Source organism: Streptomyces sp. DSM 40868, from assembly GCF_011820545.1.
Lineage (GTDB): Bacteria > Actinomycetota > Actinomycetes > Streptomycetales > Streptomycetaceae > Streptomyces > Streptomyces eurythermus.
In genome coordinates this window covers 3383581-3400241 of record NZ_CP050504.1, presented here as the reverse complement: position 1 = coordinate 3400241, position 16661 = coordinate 3383581, and the positions used below count along the sequence as shown (strand labels likewise).

The following is a 16661-nucleotide window of genomic DNA, read 5'->3' as shown; positions in this document are numbered from 1 at the left end:
CGCACCCGTACGAGGCGCTCGGCTCACGTTCGGGTGAGAGCTGTTGAAAGACTCAGCGGCGTACCGCCAGCGCCGCGCCCAGCAGGCGGGCCAGGACTTCCACCAGGCGGACGTCCTCCTTGCGGAGGTTCCCGGGGCAAGGGGCGTCCACGCACAGGACGCCGAACGCGTCCTTGCCGGCGGCCGTGATGGTGGCGGTGATGTAGGTCTTGTACGAGTCCGTCTCGGGACGCAGCGCGGGGTCGAGCGCGTCGACGTTCTCCACGAACGTGCTCTTGCGGTCGTCCATCAGCTTCAGCAGGGACGCCCCGCGCGCCTGGTCCTCGCGGAACACCGTCCGCGGCGCCTCCGCCCGCCCCATCCACAGGCCGTTCAGGCACTTCATCTCCCGGACCCCGGTCACCTGGGACGCCGGGTCGACCTCCAGGACGCACGCGCGCGCGTTGTCCGGTCCGATGAGCTGGGCGGTGAGGGAGACGATGGCCTGCTTCATCTGCTGCTGGAGCTGACTGCGCGTGCTCTTGCTGTTCGCGCTGACGATCTCCCCGATGTGGTGGACCAGCACCGTGAGCACGTCTTCCATGGCGCCGCGGGCCCGCTCCGCGGCGACCTTCGCGGCCTGTTCGGCGGTGACGAGGTCGCGCCGGGCGGCGACCGCCTCCCGCCGGGACACGATGACCGTGGCCACCGTGGCGATGACGCCGACACCCATGATGGTCATGGCGAGCCATATCGGCAGTTCCAGGCCAAGACCTAGGACGATCGGCGCCACGTAGGTGACGACGCTCAGCGTCCCCATCGTCGTGGTACCCCAGCCCACCCGTAATCCACTCAAGGACATAGCGACGGAGACTACACGCAGAGTTAGGCCAAGTGGGTGGTTCTGTCGTTTCGGTGGGCGTGTCTCTGGGTATCAATACGGTGACGGAAGGTGTCCGGGCCGTGACCGGGAGGCGGACGGTTCGTTCATGGACGATGTCAGCCTCTTGAACCGGGCCGATTGTCAATCCGTAAGCCATACCGTCGGATTGACGCTGACAAGCCATCAGCCGAGACTGTACCGTCAACGCTTGGAGGGCGCATGCCGACCCAGAACGGCGGGAGCCACCCGTCCTCCGAGTCGAACCCGGGGGGGAGCGCGAGCATGAGCACTGCGCACAGTGAGGTGTGGAGCGGGGTCGTCTTAGACACGGACCCCGCGGTCCGCGAGTTCGAAAGAGATCCGGCCGAGTACATGAAGCGGAAAGCCACGGCGCTGCGCTCCATGGACTTCGAGAGCGTACGGGCGAGCCTCAGCGGAGCCAGTGAGCCACGCGCCTCGCTCTTGATGCGTCTGAAGACGCTGCTGTCACCCGGCGACAAGGCCGACAAGAAGGCCGGCTGAAGCACGGGCCCGGCCGCGCGGGCGGCCTGTCATACCCCACCGGTACCGTCGGATCATGGACCGACAGGCGGGGAACTCCAGCGATGAACGGCGTCTCGCCGTCCTCGAAGGCGTGCTGGAGCGCATCACGTACGCCAATGAGGAGAACGGCTACACCGTCGCCCGGGTCGACACGGGCAGAGGCGCCGGCGACCTTCTCACGGTGGTCGGCGCGCTGCTCGGTGCCCAGGTGGGGGAGTCCCTGCGCATGGAGGGCCGCTGGGGCTCGCACCCCCAGTACGGCAAGCAGTTCCATGTGGAGAACTACACGACGGTCCTGCCGGCCACCGTCCAGGGCATCCGCCGTTATCTGGGATCCGGGCTGGTCAAGGGCATCGGCCCGGTCTTCGCCGACCGCATCACGCAGCACTTCGGCCTCGACACCCTGCGGATCATCGAGGAGGAGCCGAAGCGTCTGATCGAGGTGCCCGGCCTCGGCCCGAAGCGCACGAAGAAGATCGCCGACGCCTGGGAGGAGCAGAAGGCGATCAAGGAGGTCATGCTCTTCCTCCAGACCGTCGAGGTGTCCACCTCCATCGCCGTGCGGATCTACAAGAAGTACGGCGACGAGTCCATCTCCGTCGTCAAGGAGCAGCCGTACCGGCTCGCCGCCGACGTCTGGGGCATCGGCTTCCTCACCGCCGACAAGATCGCCCAGTCGGTCGGCATCCCGCACGACAGCCCCGCGCGCGTGAAGGCCGGCCTGCAGTACGCGCTGTCGCAGTCCGCCGACCAGGGACACTGCTTCCTGCCGGAGGAACGGCTGATCGCCGACGCCGTCAAGCTGCTCCAGGTCGACACCGGGCTGGTCATCGAGTGCCTGGCCGAGCTGGCCGAGCCCCCCGAGGACGGCGCCGACCCCGGCGTCGTACGGGAGAAGGTGCCCGGTCCCGACGGCGACGAGGAGCCGGTCAGCGCCGTCTACCTGGTGCCCTTCCACCGCGCCGAACTCTCCCTGTCCGCCCAGCTGCTGCGGCTGCTGCGCACCGGTGAGGACCGGATGCCGGGCTTCCGGGACGTCGACTGGGCGAAGGCGCTCGGCTGGCTGAAGACCCGCACCGGCGCCGACCTCGCGCCCGAACAGGAGGCGGCGGTCAAGCTCGCGCTGACGGAGAAGGTCGCCGTCCTCACCGGCGGCCCGGGCTGCGGCAAGTCGTTCACCGTCCGCTCGATCGTGGAGCTGGCCCGGGCCCGGCGCGCCAAGGTGCTGCTCGCCGCCCCGACCGGCCGCGCGGCCAAACGGCTGGCGGAGCTGACCGGCGCCGAGGCATCCACCGTGCACCGCCTGCTGGAGCTGAAGCCCGGCGGGGACGCGGCCTATGACCGCGACCGCCCGCTGGACGCCGACCTGGTGGTGGTGGACGAGGCATCCATGCTGGACCTGCTGCTCGCCAACAAGCTGGTCAAGGCCGTGCCCCCGGGCGCCCATCTGCTGTTCGTCGGGGACGTGGACCAGCTGCCCAGCGTCGGCGCCGGAGAAGTGCTGCGGGACCTGCTCGCCGACGGCAGCCCCGTCCCCGCGGTCCGGCTCACCCGGGTCTTCCGGCAGGCCCAGCAGTCCGGGGTGGTCACCAACGCGCACCGCATCAACGCCGGGCAGCACCCGCTCACCGACGGGATGAAGGACTTCTTCCTGTTCGTGGAGGACGACACCGAGGCCGCCGGCCGGCTCACCGTGGACGTCGCCGCACGGCGAATTCCCGCCAAATTCGGGCTGGACCCGCGCCGGGACGTACAGGTGCTCGCGCCGATGCACCGCGGCCCGGCCGGCGCCGGCGCGCTCAACGGCCTGCTCCAGCAGGCCATCACGCCCGGCCGCCCCGATCAGCCGGAGAAGCGGTTCGGCGGCCGGGTCTTCCGCGTCGGCGACAAGGTCACCCAGATTCGCAACAATTACGAGAAAGGGAAGAACGGTGTCTTCAACGGCACCGTGGGCGTCGTGACCTCGCTCGACCCGGTCGACCAGCGTCTGACGGTGCTGACGGACGAGGACGAGGAGGTCCCGTACGAATTCGACGAACTGGACGAACTGGCCCACGCGTACGCGGTGACCATCCACCGTTCGCAGGGCAGCGAGTATCCCGCCGTGGTGATTCCCGTCACGACCGGGGCATGGATGATGCTCCAGCGGAACCTGCTGTACACGGCGGTCACCCGGGCCCGGCGGCTGGTCGTACTCGTCGGATCACGCAAGGCGATCGGCCAGGCGGTGCGCACGGTGTCCGCCGGACGGCGCTGTACGGCCCTGGACTTCAGGCTCGGCACAAAATGATCGATCAAACGAGTCGTGAAGGTCACAGAGCACTTCCGGAACCCCCGCGAAGGGGGCAGGATGGGCAGGCTGGCGGCACTGAGTGCCGTCAATAGGCCCAATGGTCGACCCCGAGTGCACTCTCCTGAGCCAAATGGGGGATGGTAGAGACAGTCAGGGCACCTCGAAGATGAGGCACTACGTCGGTGAGGGAAGACGTGAGCGACAACTCTGTAGTACTGCGGTACGGCGACGGCGAGTACACCTACCCGGTGGTCGACAGCACCGTCGGCGACAAGGGCTTCGACATCGGGAAGCTCCGCGCCCAGACCGGTCTGGTGACCCTGGACAGCGGGTACGGCAACACGGCCGCCTATAAATCCGCGATCACCTACCTCGACGGCGAGGCGGGCATCCTCCGCTACCGCGGCTACCCCATCGAGCAGCTGGCCGAGCGCTCCACCTTCCTCGAGGTGGCGTACCTGCTCATCAACGGCGAGCTCCCCACCGTCGACCAGCTGACGACGTTCAAAAACGACATCACGCGGCACACGCTGCTGCACGAGGACGTCAAGAACTTCTACCGGGGCTTCCCGCGCGACGCCCACCCGATGGCGATGCTGTCCTCGGTCGTCTCGGCGCTGTCCACCTTCTACCAGGACAGCCACAATCCGTTCGACGAGAAGCAGCGCGACCTCTCCACGATCCGGCTGCTCGCCAAGCTCCCGACCATCGCCGCGTACGCGTACAAGAAGTCGATCGGCCACCCGTTCGTCTACCCGCGCAACGACCTCGGCTACGTCGAGAACTTCCTGCGCATGACCTTCTCGGTCCCGGCGCAGGAGTACGACCTGGATCCGGTCGTGGTCTCGGCGCTGGACAAGCTGCTGATCCTGCACGCCGACCACGAGCAGAACTGTTCGACCTCCACGGTCCGCCTGGTCGGTTCCTCGCAGGCCAACATGTTCGCGTCGATCTCGGCCGGCATCAACGCGCTGTGGGGCCCGCTGCACGGCGGCGCCAACCAGTCGGTGCTGGAGATGCTGGAGGGCATCCGCGACTCCGGCGGCGATGTCGACACCTTCATCCGCAAGGTGAAGAACAAGGAGGACGGCGTCCGCCTGATGGGCTTCGGCCACCGGGTCTACAAGAACTTCGACCCGCGCGCCAAGATCATCAAGGCCGCCGCGCACGATGTCCTCTCCGCGCTGGGCAAGGAGGACGAGCTCCTCGACATCGCCCTGAAGCTGGAGGAGCACGCGCTCTCCGACGACTACTTCACCGAGCGCAAGCTCTACCCGAACGTGGACTTCTACACCGGTCTGATCTACCGGGCCATGGGCTTCCCGACCGAGATGTTCACGGTCCTGTTCGCCCTCGGCCGGCTGCCGGGCTGGATCGCCCAGTGGACCGAGATGATCAAGGAGCCGGGCTCCCGCATCGGCCGCCCGCGCCAGATCTACACCGGCGTGGTCGAGCGCGACTTCGTCCCGGTCGAGGAGCGCTGAGCGCACTGAGCACGGGGCCCGTCCGGGCGGACGGGCCCCGGTTCGGCGCTCGGAAGTGATCACCCGCGGGTGATCGAGAGGCGAGAAAGCCTCACGAGAAGCGTCACAAAAGGTGGAAGGCGCCCCGAGCCGCCGGTCCCCCCACGGGCCGACGACCAGGGCGCCTTCCCATGTCCCGGTGCGGATTCCCCCCACGGGATCCGGCCGGGCGCTCGGAGAGGACAGCGCCTGAATCGCTGTCTGAGCACGCGCGAGCGAACTCGCCGTACTCCAGTGATGCGGTGCGGTCTGCCGGGACAGCGCACGCTGGGAGGGCCGCTCAAAGCTTCCCGGTGTACGTGCCCCGGCAACGCTCCCCCAAGCTCTCAACGTCGTGCGAGCCGGGAGGTACCCCCTTCTGGGAAAGTCCCCCAAGACATCCCCAGACGCCAGTCGACGCCCCCCAAGACGTCGGCCTGACAATCGCCAACTTAGACCTTCGAACCCCTTCGATGGTTACGTTCGCATCACTGTGATGTGCGTCTCTTGCATATGTCCCTTAAGTGCGCAAGAGCCCCGATATGGCAATCGAGGCCCAGGCGTAAGGAAGATGCGCGAGGCTTGTGAAGAGCTTATGTGAGGCTCGCGCAGGACTCCAGGGGGATCGGAAGATCGATTCCGAAATTCGGCTTCCGTTCACCGGAAGGCGCGCAGCCGCAGGCTGTTGGTCACGACGAAGACCGAGGAGAAGGCCATGGCGGCCCCGGCGATCATCGGGTTGAGCAGCCCGGCGGCGGCCAGCGGCAGCGCGGCGACGTTGTAGCCGAACGCCCACACCAGGTTGCCCTTGATGGTGGCCAGCGTCCGGCGGGACAGCCGGATGGCGTCCGCGGCCACCCGCAGGTCCCCGCGCACCAGCGTCAGATCGCCGGCCTCGATCGCCGCGTCCGTACCGGTGCCCATGGCCAGGCCCAGGTCGGCGGTGGCCAGCGCGGCGGCGTCGTTCACGCCGTCGCCGACCATGGCCACGGCCCGGCCCTCGGCCTGGAGCCGCCGTACGACGTCCACCTTGTCCTCGGGCAGCACCTCGGCGTACACGTTCCCCGGGTCGATGCCGACGGTGCCCGCGACCGCCTCGGCGACCGTCCGGTTGTCCCCGGTGAGCAGCACCGGCGTCAGGCCCAGTCCGCGCAGCTCGCGGATGGCGTCGGCGCTGGTCTCCTTGACCGCGTCGGCGACCGCGAGGACCCCGCGGGCCCGCCCGTCCCAGCCGGCCACGACGGCCGTACGGCCCTGCTGCTCGGCCTCCCGGGCCGCGTGCGCCAGCTCCGGCGGCAGCTCGTCGTAGAGCCGCCCCACGGCCACCTCACGGCCGTTCACGCGCCCGCGCACGCCCCGCCCGGGCACGTTCTCGAAGTGCTCGACCGGCGGAAGGACTCCGGCGCGTTCTTCCGCGCCGGCGGCGATGGCGCGGGCCACCGGGTGCTCGGAGGCGTGCTCCAGGGCGCCCGCGAGGCGCAGCAGCTCCTTCTCGTCCTCGCCCTCGGCCACGTACACGTCCTGGAGGGTCATCCGGCCGGTGGTGACCGTGCCGGTCTTGTCCAGGACGACCGTGTCCACCCGGCGCGTGGACTCCAGCACCTCGGGGCCCTTGATCAGGATGCCCAGCTGGGCGCCGCGCCCGGTGCCCACCATCAGCGCGGTCGGCGTGGCCAGGCCCAGCGCGCAGGGGCAGGCGATGATCAGGACGGCGACGGCGGCCGTGAACGCGGCGACCGTGTCCCCGGTGACCGCCAGCCAGACGCCGAAGGTGCCGAGCGCGATCAGGATGACCACCGGGACGAAGACGGCGGAGATCCGGTCGGCGAGCCGCTGCACCTCGGCCTTGCCGTTCTGCGCGTCCTCCACCAGCCGGGCCATCCGGGCGAGCTGGGTGTCCGCGCCGACCCGGGTCGCCTCCACGACCAGCCGGCCGCCGGCGTTGACCGTGGCGCCGGTGACCCGGTCGCCGGGACCGACGTCCACCGGCACCGACTCGCCGGTCAGCATGGACGCGTCCACCGCGGAGATGCCCTCGACCACCGTGCCGTCGGTGGCGATCTTCTCGCCGGGCCGTACGACGAACCGGTCGCCCACGGCCAGATCGGCCACCGGTACCCGCACCTCGCGCCCGTTCCGCAGCACCGCCACGTCCTTGGCGCCCAGCTCCATCAGGGCCTTCAGGGCGGCACCGGCGCGGCGCTTGGAGCGGGCCTCCAGATAGCGGCCGAGCAGGATCAGCGCGATCACCCCGGAGGCGACCTCCAGGTAGATGGTGGAGGTGCCGTCCATGCGGGAGACGGTGAGCCGGAACTCGTCGTGCATGCCGTGCGTGCCCGCGTCACCGAAGAACAGCGCCCACAGCGACCAGCCGAACGCGGCCAGCGTGCCGACCGAGACGAGGGTGTCCATGGTGGCCGCGCCGTGCCGGAGGTTGGTCCAGGCGGCCCGGTGGAAGGGCGCGCCGCCCCAGACGACGACCGGCGCGGCCAGGGTGAGCGAGAGCCACTGCCAGTTGGCGAACTGCAGCGCGGGGACCATCGCGAGCAGGACCACGGGCGCGGCGAGCAGCGCCGAGACGAGCAGACGGTGCCTCAGCTCGCCGAGTTCGGCGTCCCGTCCGGGGCTCTCCGGCGCGGTCTCGGTCTCGGGCTCCGGCGGCCGGGGTTCCTCGGCGGTGTAGCCGGTCTTCTCGACGGTGGCGATCAGGTCGGCGACCTCGATGCCGTCGGCGAAGGTGACCTTGGCCTTCTCGGTGGCGAAGTTGACGGTGGCGCTGACGCCGTCCATCCGGTTGAGCTTCTTCTCCACCCGGGCGGCACAGGAGGCGCAGGTCATGCCGCCGATGAGCAGCTCGACCTGTTCGGTGCCGGGCGCCGGGGCCGGCGGCTTTGCGGTGGTGCTGGTCATGTCCGGACTCCAGACATCGGACCGGGCCGTACGGATCCAGTATCAGCTGGTCGGCACGGCCCGGTCGGGGATCGGGGGGTGGTGCTCAGGCCTGGCCGGCCAGCTCGTAGCCGGCCTCGTCGACGGCGGCGCGCACGGCCTCCTCGTCGAGCGGGGCGGCGGACACGACGGTCACCTCGCCGCTCGACGCGACGGCCTTCACCGAGCTGACGCCGGGGATGCGGGAGATCTCCTCGGAGACGGAGCCCTCGCAGTGGCCGCAGCTCATGCCGGTGACCTTGTAGACGGTGGTGACGGTGGTCATGTCGTTACTCCTCGTCGAGGCGCGTGTGGGACCGGTGGGGCACCCGGAGGAACCCCGATATCCGTACTGTATACCCCTAGGGGGTATGAAGCCAAGCGACTCCCCGGAGCGTCTAGCCTTCCTTCGGGTTTCCCGAAAGGAGCGGGTATGCGAGCCGTGGTCTTCGAGGAGTACGGAAAGCCGGCCGGGATACGGGAGGTGCCCGACCCGGAACCGGCGGCGCACGGCGTGGTCGTCCGGGTGGAGGCCACCGGCCTGTGCCGCAGCGACTGGCACGGCTGGGCGGGGCACGACCCGGACATCACGCTGCCGCACGTGCCGGGGCACGAACTCGCCGGAGTGGTCGAGGCGGCCGGCGCCCGGGTGACCCGGTGGCGGCCCGGCGACCGGGTCACCGTGCCGTTCGTCTGCGCCTGCGGCACCTGCGGGGCTTGCGCGGCGGGCGACCAGCAGGTGTGCGAACGGCAGACCCAGCCCGGCTTCAGCCACTGGGGCTCCTTCGCCGAGTACGTCGCCCTCGACCACGCCGACGTCAACCTCGTCGCCCTCCCGGACGACATGGCGTACGCCACCGCCGCCGCCCTCGGCTGCCGCTTCGCCACCGCCTTCCGGGCCGTGGTCCAGCAGGGCCGGGTGGCGGCCGGGGAGTGGGTCGCGGTGCACGGCTGCGGCGGGGTCGGCCTGTCGGCGGTGATGATCGCGGCGGCCTCGGGCGCCCGGGTGGTGGCGGTCGACATCTCGCCCCGGGCCCTGGAACTGGCCCGCGGGTTCGGCGCCGCCGAGTGCCTCGACGCGACCGGCGTGCCCGACCCGGCCGCCGCCGTCCGGGAACTGACCGGCGGCGGCGCCCATCTCTCGCTCGACGCCCTCGGCTCGCCCGCCACCTGCGCCGCCTCCGTGAACGGACTGCGCCGCCGCGGCCGGCACGTCCAGGTCGGCCTGCTGCCCTCGGCCGACGGCACCACCCCGGTGCCGCTGGCCCGCGCGATCGCCCTGGAGCTGGAGCTGCTCGGCAGCCACGGCATGGCCGCCCATGCCTACCCCGGCATGCTCCACCTGGTCGGCGCCGGCGTCCTGCGCCCCGACCTCCTGGTGACCCGCACCATCCCGCTCGACGCGGCCCCGGCGGCGCTCGCGGCGATGGGTACGGCGACGGAGGCGGGCGTCACGGTGATCGAGCCCTGGGGCTGACGCGTCGCCTCCGTGCGGTCAGCCGGCTCCGCGCCGGCGGTTGCCGGGGCGCGCGGCGACCCAGGCGCGGACGGTGTCGGCGTACCAGTAGGGCCTGCCGCCCTCCACGTGGTCGGGCGGCGGCAGGTGTCCGTGCTTGCGGTAGGACCGCACGGTGTCCGGCCGCACCCGGATGTGCGCCGCGATCTCCTTGTAGGACCAGAGCCTCCGGTCGGTCATGTAGCCGCACCTCCCTGTGGATCGATCACCCAGCCTGTGCACGATGACGACGGTGAGTGACCGCCCGGGAGTGGTGTCGACGGGCTGTGACCGACAACCCGTACAGGCGTGACATCTGTGACAGGAGAGAGGTGTTTGTGACGAACCCGCCACAAGGGGCATCCATGCGAAAGGCGGGTGGTCCGCGTACCGGAGCGGGGAGGTCCGTATGTCCGGACAAAACGTTGACACGGTTCCGTACGCGGGCTAGAAAGCCGGAAGAGCCATGACGAAGGGAAGCCGATGGCCTACGACCTGATCACCATGGGGCGGATCGGGGTGGACCTCTACCCGCTCCAGACCGGCGTCCCGCTCGCCCAGGTCTCGTCCTTCGGCAAGTTCCTCGGCGGCTCCGCGGCCAACGTCGCGGTCGCCGCGGCCCGGCTCGGCCGCCGCACCGCAGTGATCACCCGCACCGGCGACGACCCGTTCGGCACCTACCTCCACGAGGCCCTGCGCGGCTTCGGCGTCGACGACCGCTGGGTCACCCCCGTCCCCGGCCTGCCCACCCCCGTCACCTTCTGCGAGATCTTCCCGCCGGACGACTTCCCGCTGTACTTCTACCGCCGGCCCAAGGCCCCCGACCTGGAGATCCACCCCCGTGAACTGGACCTGGACGCCATCACGGCGGCCCGGGTCTTCTGGGTCACCGGCACCGGACTGAGCGAGGAGCCGAGCCGTACGACGACCCTCGCGGCGCTCGCCCACCGGGCCAGGGCCGGCATCACCGTCTTCGACCTGGACTGGCGCCCCATGTTCTGGGGTGATCCGGGCGCCGCCCGCCCCTTCTACGCCGAGGCCCTGCGCCACGCCACCGTCGCCGTCGGCAACCTGGACGAGGTGGAGATCGCCACCGGGACGCGTGAGCCGCACGCCGCCGCCCGCGCCCTGCTGGACGCCGGAGCCGAACTGGCCGTCGTCAAACAGGGACCCAAGGGCGTCCTCGCCGTCAGCCGTACGGGTGAGACCGCGGAGGTCCCGCCGCTGCCCGTCACCGTCCTCAACGGGCTCGGCGCCGGCGACGCCTTCGGCGGCTCGCTCTGTCACGGCCTGCTGGCCGGGCACGACCTGGAGACGGTGATGCGGCACGCCAACGCGGCCGGTGCCATCGTCGCCTCCCGCCTGGAGTGCTCCTCCGCGATGCCGACCCCCGCCGAGGTGGCCGCCGCGCTCGACGCCGGAGCGGTGCGGTGAGAGCGGGGCGGGTCACGGGCACGCACACCGGGGGCGGCGCGGGAACCGGACCCCGGGCCACGACGCCCGCCGGGACCCCCGGGCACCAGGACGGACCCGGTGAGCCCGTCCGCCACGATGCCGGTTCCGGTGAGCCCGTCCGCCACGATGCCGCGACCGGTGAGACCGTCCACCGCCCCGCCGCGACCGGCGCCACCGGGCTCCGAGAAGGCCCCACGGACGCCCCCCGTCCCCGGGTCGACGTGGCCGAGCTGGTCCGTATCCGTGCCCGGCACCCCGAGGCCATCGCCGAGGCAGCCGCGCGCCGGGCCCGCCGCCCCCTGCTGGACGACCGCGGGCGGCTGATGATCGTCGCCGCCGACCACCCGGCCCGCGGCTCCCTCGACGTCGGCGACCGGCGGCTCGCCATGGCCGACCGGGCCGACCTGCTGGACCGGCTGTGCCTCGCGCTGTCCAGGCCCGGTGTCGACGGGGTGCTGGCCACCGCCGACATCCTGGACGACCTGCTGCTGCTCGGCGCCCTGGAGCACAAGGTCGTCCTGGGCTCCATGAACCGCGGCGGGCTGCACGGGGCCAGCTTCGAGCTGGACGACCGGTTCACCGGCCACCGCCCCGAGGACATCGAGCGGCTCGGCTTCGACGCGGGCAAGCTGCTGCTGCGCGTCGACTACGCCGACCCGGGCTCCCTGGCCACCCTGGAGACCGCCGCCCGCGTCATCGACGCCATGGCGGCCCGCCGGCTGCCGGTGTTCGTGGAGCCGTTCATCAGCCGCCGCGGCCCCGGCGGCGAACTGGTGAACGACCTCTCCGCCGAGGCGGTCACCCGGGCCATCGCCATCGCCTCCGGCCTCGGCGGCTCCTCCGCGTACACCTGGCTGAAGGTGCCGGTCACCGAGCACCCCGACGACATGGCCCGGGTCATGCGGACCTCCACGCTGCCCGCCGTCCTGCTCGGCGGGGACATCGGCGACTCCCCGGCGGACCGGGCCGCCGCCTACGGCAAGTGGCGTGCGGCGCTGCGCCTGCCCACCGTGCGCGGCCTGGTGGCGGGCCGCTCGCTGCTGTACCCGGCGGACGGCGATGTGGCCGCCGCCGTGGACACCGCCGTAGGACTGCTGTGAGGGGCACATGAGAAGCACCGGTCTGCATCTGCCCAGGGGCACCACCGCGAACGCCCGGTACGCCCTCGACATCGGCCCCGAGACGGCCGGCTGGACGTACAGCGGTCTGCGGGTCGTGGAGCTGGCCCCCGGCGGCAGCCACACCTTCGCCACCGGCGACAGCGAGTGGATCGTGCTTCCGCTGCAAGGCGGATGTACCGTACAAACGGAGCAGGACGAGTTCCAACTCCTGGGCCGGGACAGCGTGTTCGCGGACGTCACCGACTTCGCGTACGCCCCCCGGGACGCCCGGGTCCAGATCGCCTCCGGCGCGGGAGGCCGCTTCGCCCTGGCAGGAGCGAAGTGCGAGCGAAGACTCCCCGCCCGCTACGGCCCCGCGCCGGAGGTCCCCGTCGAGGAGCGCGGCAGCGGCACCTGCGCCCGCCGGGTGCGCAACTTCGCCGCCGCCGACACCTTCCCGTGCGACCGGCTGATCGCCGTGGAGGTGGTCACCCCCGGCGGCAACTGGTCCTCGTACCCGCCGCACAAGCACGACGAGCACCGGCCGGGCGAGGAGTCGGAGCTGGAGGAGATCTACTACTTCGAGATCGACGGCCCCGGCGGCCTGGGCTACCAGCGGGTGTCCCCCTCCCGCGAGGGCGGTGCCGACGTGCTCGCCGAGGTCCGCTCCGGCGACGCCGTCCTCGTCCCCGACGGCTGGCACGGCCCGTCCATCGCCCAGCCCGGGCACGACATGTACTACCTGAACGTCATGGCGGGCCCGGGGGACGACCGGGAGTGGCTCATCCGCTTCCATCCCGACCACACCACCGGGGGGTACCGATGACGACGATCCGGCTCACCGTGGCCCAGGCGCTGGTCCGCTTCCTGGCCGCCCAGTACACCGAGCGGGACGGCACCCGGCAGCGGCTGATCGGCGCCATGTGGGGCATCTTCGGGCACGGCAACGTCGCCGGGATCGGCCAGGCGCTGGTCGAGTACGCGGACCTCATGCCGTACCACCAGGGCCGCAACGAGCAGGCGATGGTGCACGCGGCCGTCGGCTACGCCCGCCAGTCGGGCCGGCTGTCCGCCCACGCGGTGACCACCTCCATCGGCCCCGGCGCGACCAACCTCGTCACCGGCGCCGCCCTCGCCACCATCAACCACCTGCCGGTGCTGCTGCTGCCCGGCGACGTCTTCGCCGCCCGCCCCGCCGACCCGGTCCTGCAACAGCTGGAGGTGCCGTACGCGGGCGATGTGTCGGTCAACGACACCCTGCGCCCGGTGTCGAAGTACTTCGACCGGATCACCCGCCCCGAGGCCCTGATCCCGTCGGCCCTCCAGGCGATGCGGGTGCTCGCCGACCCGGTGGACACCGGCGCGGTCACCCTCGCCCTGCCCCAGGACGTGCAGGCGGAAGCCCACGACTGGCCGGAGCGGTTCTTCGCCGAGCGGGTGTGGACCGTACGGCGGCCCGGCGCGGACGCGGCCGAGCTGACCGAGGCGGTCCAAGCGGTCCGCGCGGCACGCCGGCCGCTGATCGTCGCCGGCGGCGGCGTCCACCACAGCCGCGCCGAGACCGCCCTCGCCGAGTTCGCCGCGGCCACCGGCATCCCGGTCGCCTCCACCCAGGCCGGCAAGGGATCGCTGCGCCACGACCACCCGCAGGACGTCGGCGGGATCGGGCACACCGGCACCGCGACCGCCGACGCCCTGGCCCGCACCGCCGACCTGGTGATCGGCGTCGGCACCCGCTACACCGACTTCACCACCGCCTCCGGCACCCTCTTCGAGAACCCCGCCGTCCGCTTCCTCAACCTCAACATCGCCCCCTTCGACGGCCACAAGCTCGCCGGGCTCCCGCTGGTCGCGGACGCGCGGAGCGGCCTGGAGGAACTGACCGAGCGGGTGCGGATGCACGGCCACCGCGTGGCGGGGGAGTACGTCGCCGAGTACACCGAGGCCAAGGAGCGCTGGGAGCGGACCGTCGACGCCTGCTTCGCGGCCCCCGACCCCGCCGCCCGCCCGACCCAGCCGCAGGTCCTCGGCGCGCTGGACGCCCTGGTGGACGAGTCGGACATCATCGTCAACGCGGCCGGCTCGCTCCCCGGCGACCTGCACAAACTGTGGCGGGCACGGTCGGCGGACCAGTACCACCTGGAGTACGGCTACTCCTGCATGGGCTACGAGATCCCGGCCGCGCTCGGGGTGAAGCTCGCCGCGCCGGAGCGCAACGTGTGGGCGCTGGTCGGCGACGGCACGTATCTGATGCTGCCCACGGAGATCGTCACGGCCGTGCAGGAAGGCGTGGCGATCAAGCTCGTCCTGCTGCAGAACCACGGCTACGCCTCCATCGGCGGGCTGTCCGAGGCGGTGGGCGCCGAACGGTTCGGCACCGCCTACCGCTACCCGGCCGGGGACGGCACCTACACCGGCGCCCCGCTGCCCGTGGACCTCGCGGCCAACGCGGCCAGCCTGGGCATGCGGGTGCTGCGCGCGGGGAACGTGGAGGAGCTGCGGGCCGCGCTCGGCGAGGCGCGCGCCGCCGACGTCCCCACATGTGTCTACGTGGAGACCGAAACGTCCGACACTGTGTCGGGCGCGCCGCCCGCCCAGGCCTGGTGGGATGTTCCCGTGGCCGCGACCGCGACCCGCCCGTCCGCGGTCAAGGCACGCGAGCTGTACGAACGGCACGTCTCCACCCGACGCCGCCATCTGTGAGAAGGAGTCCCCGGACATGACGAAGATCGTCAACCACTGGATCGGCGGCAAGACCGTCGACGGCGCGTCGGGTGCGTACGGGCCGGTCACCGACCCGGCGACCGGCGCGGTGACGACGAAGGTCGCGTTCGCGTCGGCCGAGGAGGTGGACGCGGCGGTCGCGTCGGCCAAGGACGCCTTCGCCTCCTGGGGCCAGTCCTCGCTGGCCCAGCGCACCTCCATCCTGTTCCGGTTCCGGGCGCTGCTGGACGCCCACCGCGACGAGATCGCCGAGCTGATCACCGCCGAGCACGGCAAGGTGCACTCCGACGCGCTCGGCGAGGTCGCGCGCGGCCTGGAGATCGTGGACCTGGCCTGCGGGATCAACGTCCAGCTCAAGGGCGAGCTGTCCACGCAGGTCGCCAGCCGGGTCGACGTGGCCGCGATCCGCCAGCCGCTCGGCGTCGTCGCGGGCATCACGCCGTTCAACTTCCCGGCGATGGTCCCGATGTGGATGTTCCCGATCGCCATCGCCTGCGGCAACACCTTCGTGCTCAAGCCCAGCGAGAAGGACCCGTCCGCGTCCGTGCGGATCGCCGAGCTACTGTCCGAGGCCGGTCTGCCCGACGGTGTCTTCAACGTCGTCCACGGCGACAAGGTGGCCGTCGACCGCCTCCTGGAGCACCCGGACGTCAAGGCCGTCTCCTTCGTCGGCTCCACCCCGATCGCCCGGCACATCCACGCCACCGCCTCCGCGCACGGCAAGCGGGTACAGGCCCTCGGCGGCGCCAAGAACCACATGCTGGTGCTGCCGGACGCCGACCTGGACGCGGCGGCCGACGCGGCGGTGAGCGCGGCCTACGGCTCGGCCGGCGAGCGCTGCATGGCCATCTCGGCGGTCGTGGCGGTCGGCTCCATCGGCGACACGCTGGTGGAGAAGATCCGCGAGCGCGCCGAGAAGATCAAGATCGGTCCCGGCAACGACCCGGCGTCCGAGATGGGCCCGCTGATCACCAAGGCGCACCGGGACAAGGTGGCCTCCTACGTCGCGGGCGCCGCCGCCGAGGGCTGCGAGGTCGTGCTCGACGGCACCGGGTACACGGTGGAGGGCTTCGAGGACGGCCACTGGATCGGCATCTCGCTGCTGGACCGGGTGCCGACCACCGCCAAGGCGTACCAGGACGAGATCTTCGGCCCGGTGCTGTGCGTGCTGCGCGCCGGCACCTACGAGGAGGGCGTGGCGCTCATCAACGCCTCGCCGTTCGGCAACGGCACCGCGATCTTCACCCGGGACGGCGGCGCGGCGCGGCGCTTCCAGCTGGAGGTCGAGGCGGGCATGGTCGGCGTGAACGTGCCGATCCCGGTGCCGGTGGGCTACCACTCCTTCGGCGGCTGGAAGGACTCGCTCTTCGGCGACCACCACATCTACGGCAACGACGGCACGCACTTCTACACCCGCGGCAAGGTCGTCACCACCCGCTGGCCCGACCCGGCCGACGCCCCGGCGGGCGTGGACCTGGGCTTCCCGCGCAACCACTGAGCCGGAGCGGTGCCCCGTCCTCCGCGCGGCGGCGGGCGGGGCACCGGTGTGTCCGCGGACCCTCCGGCGGGCCCGTCCGGATAGCGGACGCCTGACATTTTTTTGAAACGTTCGCTGCGGTTCCCGTGCAGTGCGGACGAAACGGGCGACAAAGGGGTTGCCCCGATGGCGCCTTTGAAAGCAAGGTCACAACCGGTTCGAGCTTGATGGATGCACCTGTAGGGCGTAACGGCCTGGGAAAGCGATGCCGCCCACGGAAAA

The 16661-nt window shown here is 71.4% G+C and carries 13 protein-coding genes; 9 read left to right on the top strand and 4 right to left on the bottom strand.

The genetic code is table 11. The features are described 5' to 3' along the window. Positions 1-52: 52 nt before the first annotated feature. On the bottom strand, positions 53-799 hold the full coding sequence (locus HB370_RS15295; RefSeq protein WP_157855565.1) for a GAF domain-containing protein: 747 nt from the start codon (positions 797-799) through the stop codon (positions 53-55). Positions 800-1234: 435 nt separating this feature from the next. Here HB370_RS15295 and HB370_RS15290 point away from each other — a divergent pair, with 435 nt between their 5' ends. The 3 genes from HB370_RS15290 (at position 1235) to HB370_RS15280 (ending at position 5182) form a co-directional block, all read left to right on the top strand. Beyond that, on the top strand, positions 1235-1384 hold the full coding sequence (locus tag HB370_RS15290) for a hypothetical protein (RefSeq protein WP_167512985.1): 150 nt from the start codon (positions 1235-1237) through the stop codon (positions 1382-1384). A 55-nt stretch (positions 1385-1439) separates the two neighbouring features. Continuing rightward, on the top strand, positions 1440-3695 hold the full coding sequence (locus HB370_RS15285; protein WP_030782234.1) for an ATP-dependent RecD-like DNA helicase: 2256 nt from the start codon (positions 1440-1442) through the stop codon (positions 3693-3695). A 197-nt stretch (positions 3696-3892) separates the two neighbouring features. Next, positions 3893-5182, top strand: a complete 1290-nt coding sequence (locus tag HB370_RS15280) for a citrate synthase (RefSeq protein ID WP_030782231.1) — start codon at positions 3893-3895, stop codon at positions 5180-5182. 675 nt (positions 5183-5857) lie between these two features. On the opposite strand, the gene HB370_RS15275 is transcribed toward HB370_RS15280, so the two are convergent. Both HB370_RS15275 and HB370_RS15270 read right to left on the bottom strand, forming a co-directional pair. After that, positions 5858-8110, bottom strand: coding sequence for a heavy metal translocating P-type ATPase (locus HB370_RS15275; RefSeq protein ID WP_030782228.1), 2253 nt, complete (start codon positions 8108-8110; stop codon positions 5858-5860). An 85-nt stretch (positions 8111-8195) separates the two neighbouring features. Next, positions 8196-8414: a heavy-metal-associated domain-containing protein gene (locus HB370_RS15270; RefSeq protein WP_030782225.1), complete on the bottom strand. Its 219-nt coding sequence runs from the start codon at positions 8412-8414 to the stop codon at positions 8196-8198. Positions 8415-8561: 147 nt separating this feature from the next. On the opposite strand from HB370_RS15270, the gene HB370_RS15265 reads away from it, so the two are divergent. Further along, positions 8562-9605, top strand: coding sequence for a zinc-dependent alcohol dehydrogenase family protein (locus HB370_RS15265; RefSeq protein ID WP_030782223.1), 1044 nt, complete (start codon positions 8562-8564; stop codon positions 9603-9605). Between the two features lie 18 nt (positions 9606-9623). Here HB370_RS15265 and HB370_RS15260 read toward each other — a convergent pair whose 3' ends face one another. Beyond that, on the bottom strand, positions 9624-9824 hold the full coding sequence (locus tag HB370_RS15260) for a MerR family transcriptional regulator (protein WP_030607873.1): 201 nt from the start codon (positions 9822-9824) through the stop codon (positions 9624-9626). Between the two features lie 282 nt (positions 9825-10106). Here HB370_RS15260 and iolC point away from each other — a divergent pair, with 282 nt between their 5' ends. From iolC to mmsA, 5 genes are all read left to right on the top strand, one after another. Continuing rightward, positions 10107-11057, top strand: a complete 951-nt coding sequence (iolC, locus tag HB370_RS15255; RefSeq protein WP_030782218.1) for a 5-dehydro-2-deoxygluconokinase — start codon at positions 10107-10109, stop codon at positions 11055-11057. 242 nt (positions 11058-11299) lie between these two features. After that, positions 11300-12178 carry a hypothetical protein gene (locus HB370_RS15250; RefSeq protein ID WP_030782214.1) on the top strand — a complete coding sequence of 293 codons (879 nt, stop codon included), beginning with the start codon at positions 11300-11302 and terminating at the stop codon, positions 12176-12178. A 7-nt stretch (positions 12179-12185) separates the two neighbouring features. After that, positions 12186-13004 (top strand): 5-deoxy-glucuronate isomerase, encoded by an 819-nt coding sequence (gene iolB / locus HB370_RS15245; RefSeq protein WP_030782211.1) that lies wholly within the window; start codon positions 12186-12188, stop codon positions 13002-13004. Continuing rightward, positions 13001-14881, top strand: a complete 1881-nt coding sequence (gene iolD / locus HB370_RS15240) for a 3D-(3,5/4)-trihydroxycyclohexane-1,2-dione acylhydrolase (decyclizing) (protein WP_030782208.1) — start codon at positions 13001-13003, stop codon at positions 14879-14881. Before iolB ends, iolD begins: the two co-directional genes overlap by 4 nt. Positions 14882-14897: 16 nt before the next feature. Then, positions 14898-16400 (top strand): CoA-acylating methylmalonate-semialdehyde dehydrogenase, encoded by a 1503-nt coding sequence (mmsA, locus tag HB370_RS15235; protein WP_030782206.1) that lies wholly within the window; start codon positions 14898-14900, stop codon positions 16398-16400. Positions 16401-16661 lie beyond the last annotated feature (261 nt).

Coding starts and splice junctions, on each gene's coding strand:
- HB370_RS15295 (WP_157855565.1), bottom strand. CDS start 799: ATGGGGACGCTGAGCGTCGTCACCTACGTGGCGCCGATCGTCCTAGGT.
- HB370_RS15290 (WP_167512985.1), top strand. CDS start 1,235: ATGAAGCGGAAAGCCACGGCGCTGCGCTCCATGGACTTCGAGAGCGTA.
- HB370_RS15285 (WP_030782234.1), top strand. CDS start 1,440: ATGGACCGACAGGCGGGGAACTCCAGCGATGAACGGCGTCTCGCCGTC.
- HB370_RS15275 (WP_030782228.1), bottom strand. CDS start 8,110: ATGACCAGCACCACCGCAAAGCCGCCGGCCCCGGCGCCCGGCACCGAA.
- HB370_RS15270 (WP_030782225.1), bottom strand. CDS start 8,414: ATGACCACCGTCACCACCGTCTACAAGGTCACCGGCATGAGCTGCGGC.
- HB370_RS15265 (WP_030782223.1), top strand. CDS start 8,562: ATGCGAGCCGTGGTCTTCGAGGAGTACGGAAAGCCGGCCGGGATACGG.
- HB370_RS15260 (WP_030607873.1), bottom strand. CDS start 9,824: ATGACCGACCGGAGGCTCTGGTCCTACAAGGAGATCGCGGCGCACATC.
- iolC (WP_030782218.1), top strand. CDS start 10,107: ATGGCCTACGACCTGATCACCATGGGGCGGATCGGGGTGGACCTCTAC.
- iolB (WP_030782211.1), top strand. CDS start 12,186: ATGAGAAGCACCGGTCTGCATCTGCCCAGGGGCACCACCGCGAACGCC.
- iolD (WP_030782208.1), top strand. CDS start 13,001: ATGACGACGATCCGGCTCACCGTGGCCCAGGCGCTGGTCCGCTTCCTG.
- mmsA (WP_030782206.1), top strand. CDS start 14,898: ATGACGAAGATCGTCAACCACTGGATCGGCGGCAAGACCGTCGACGGC.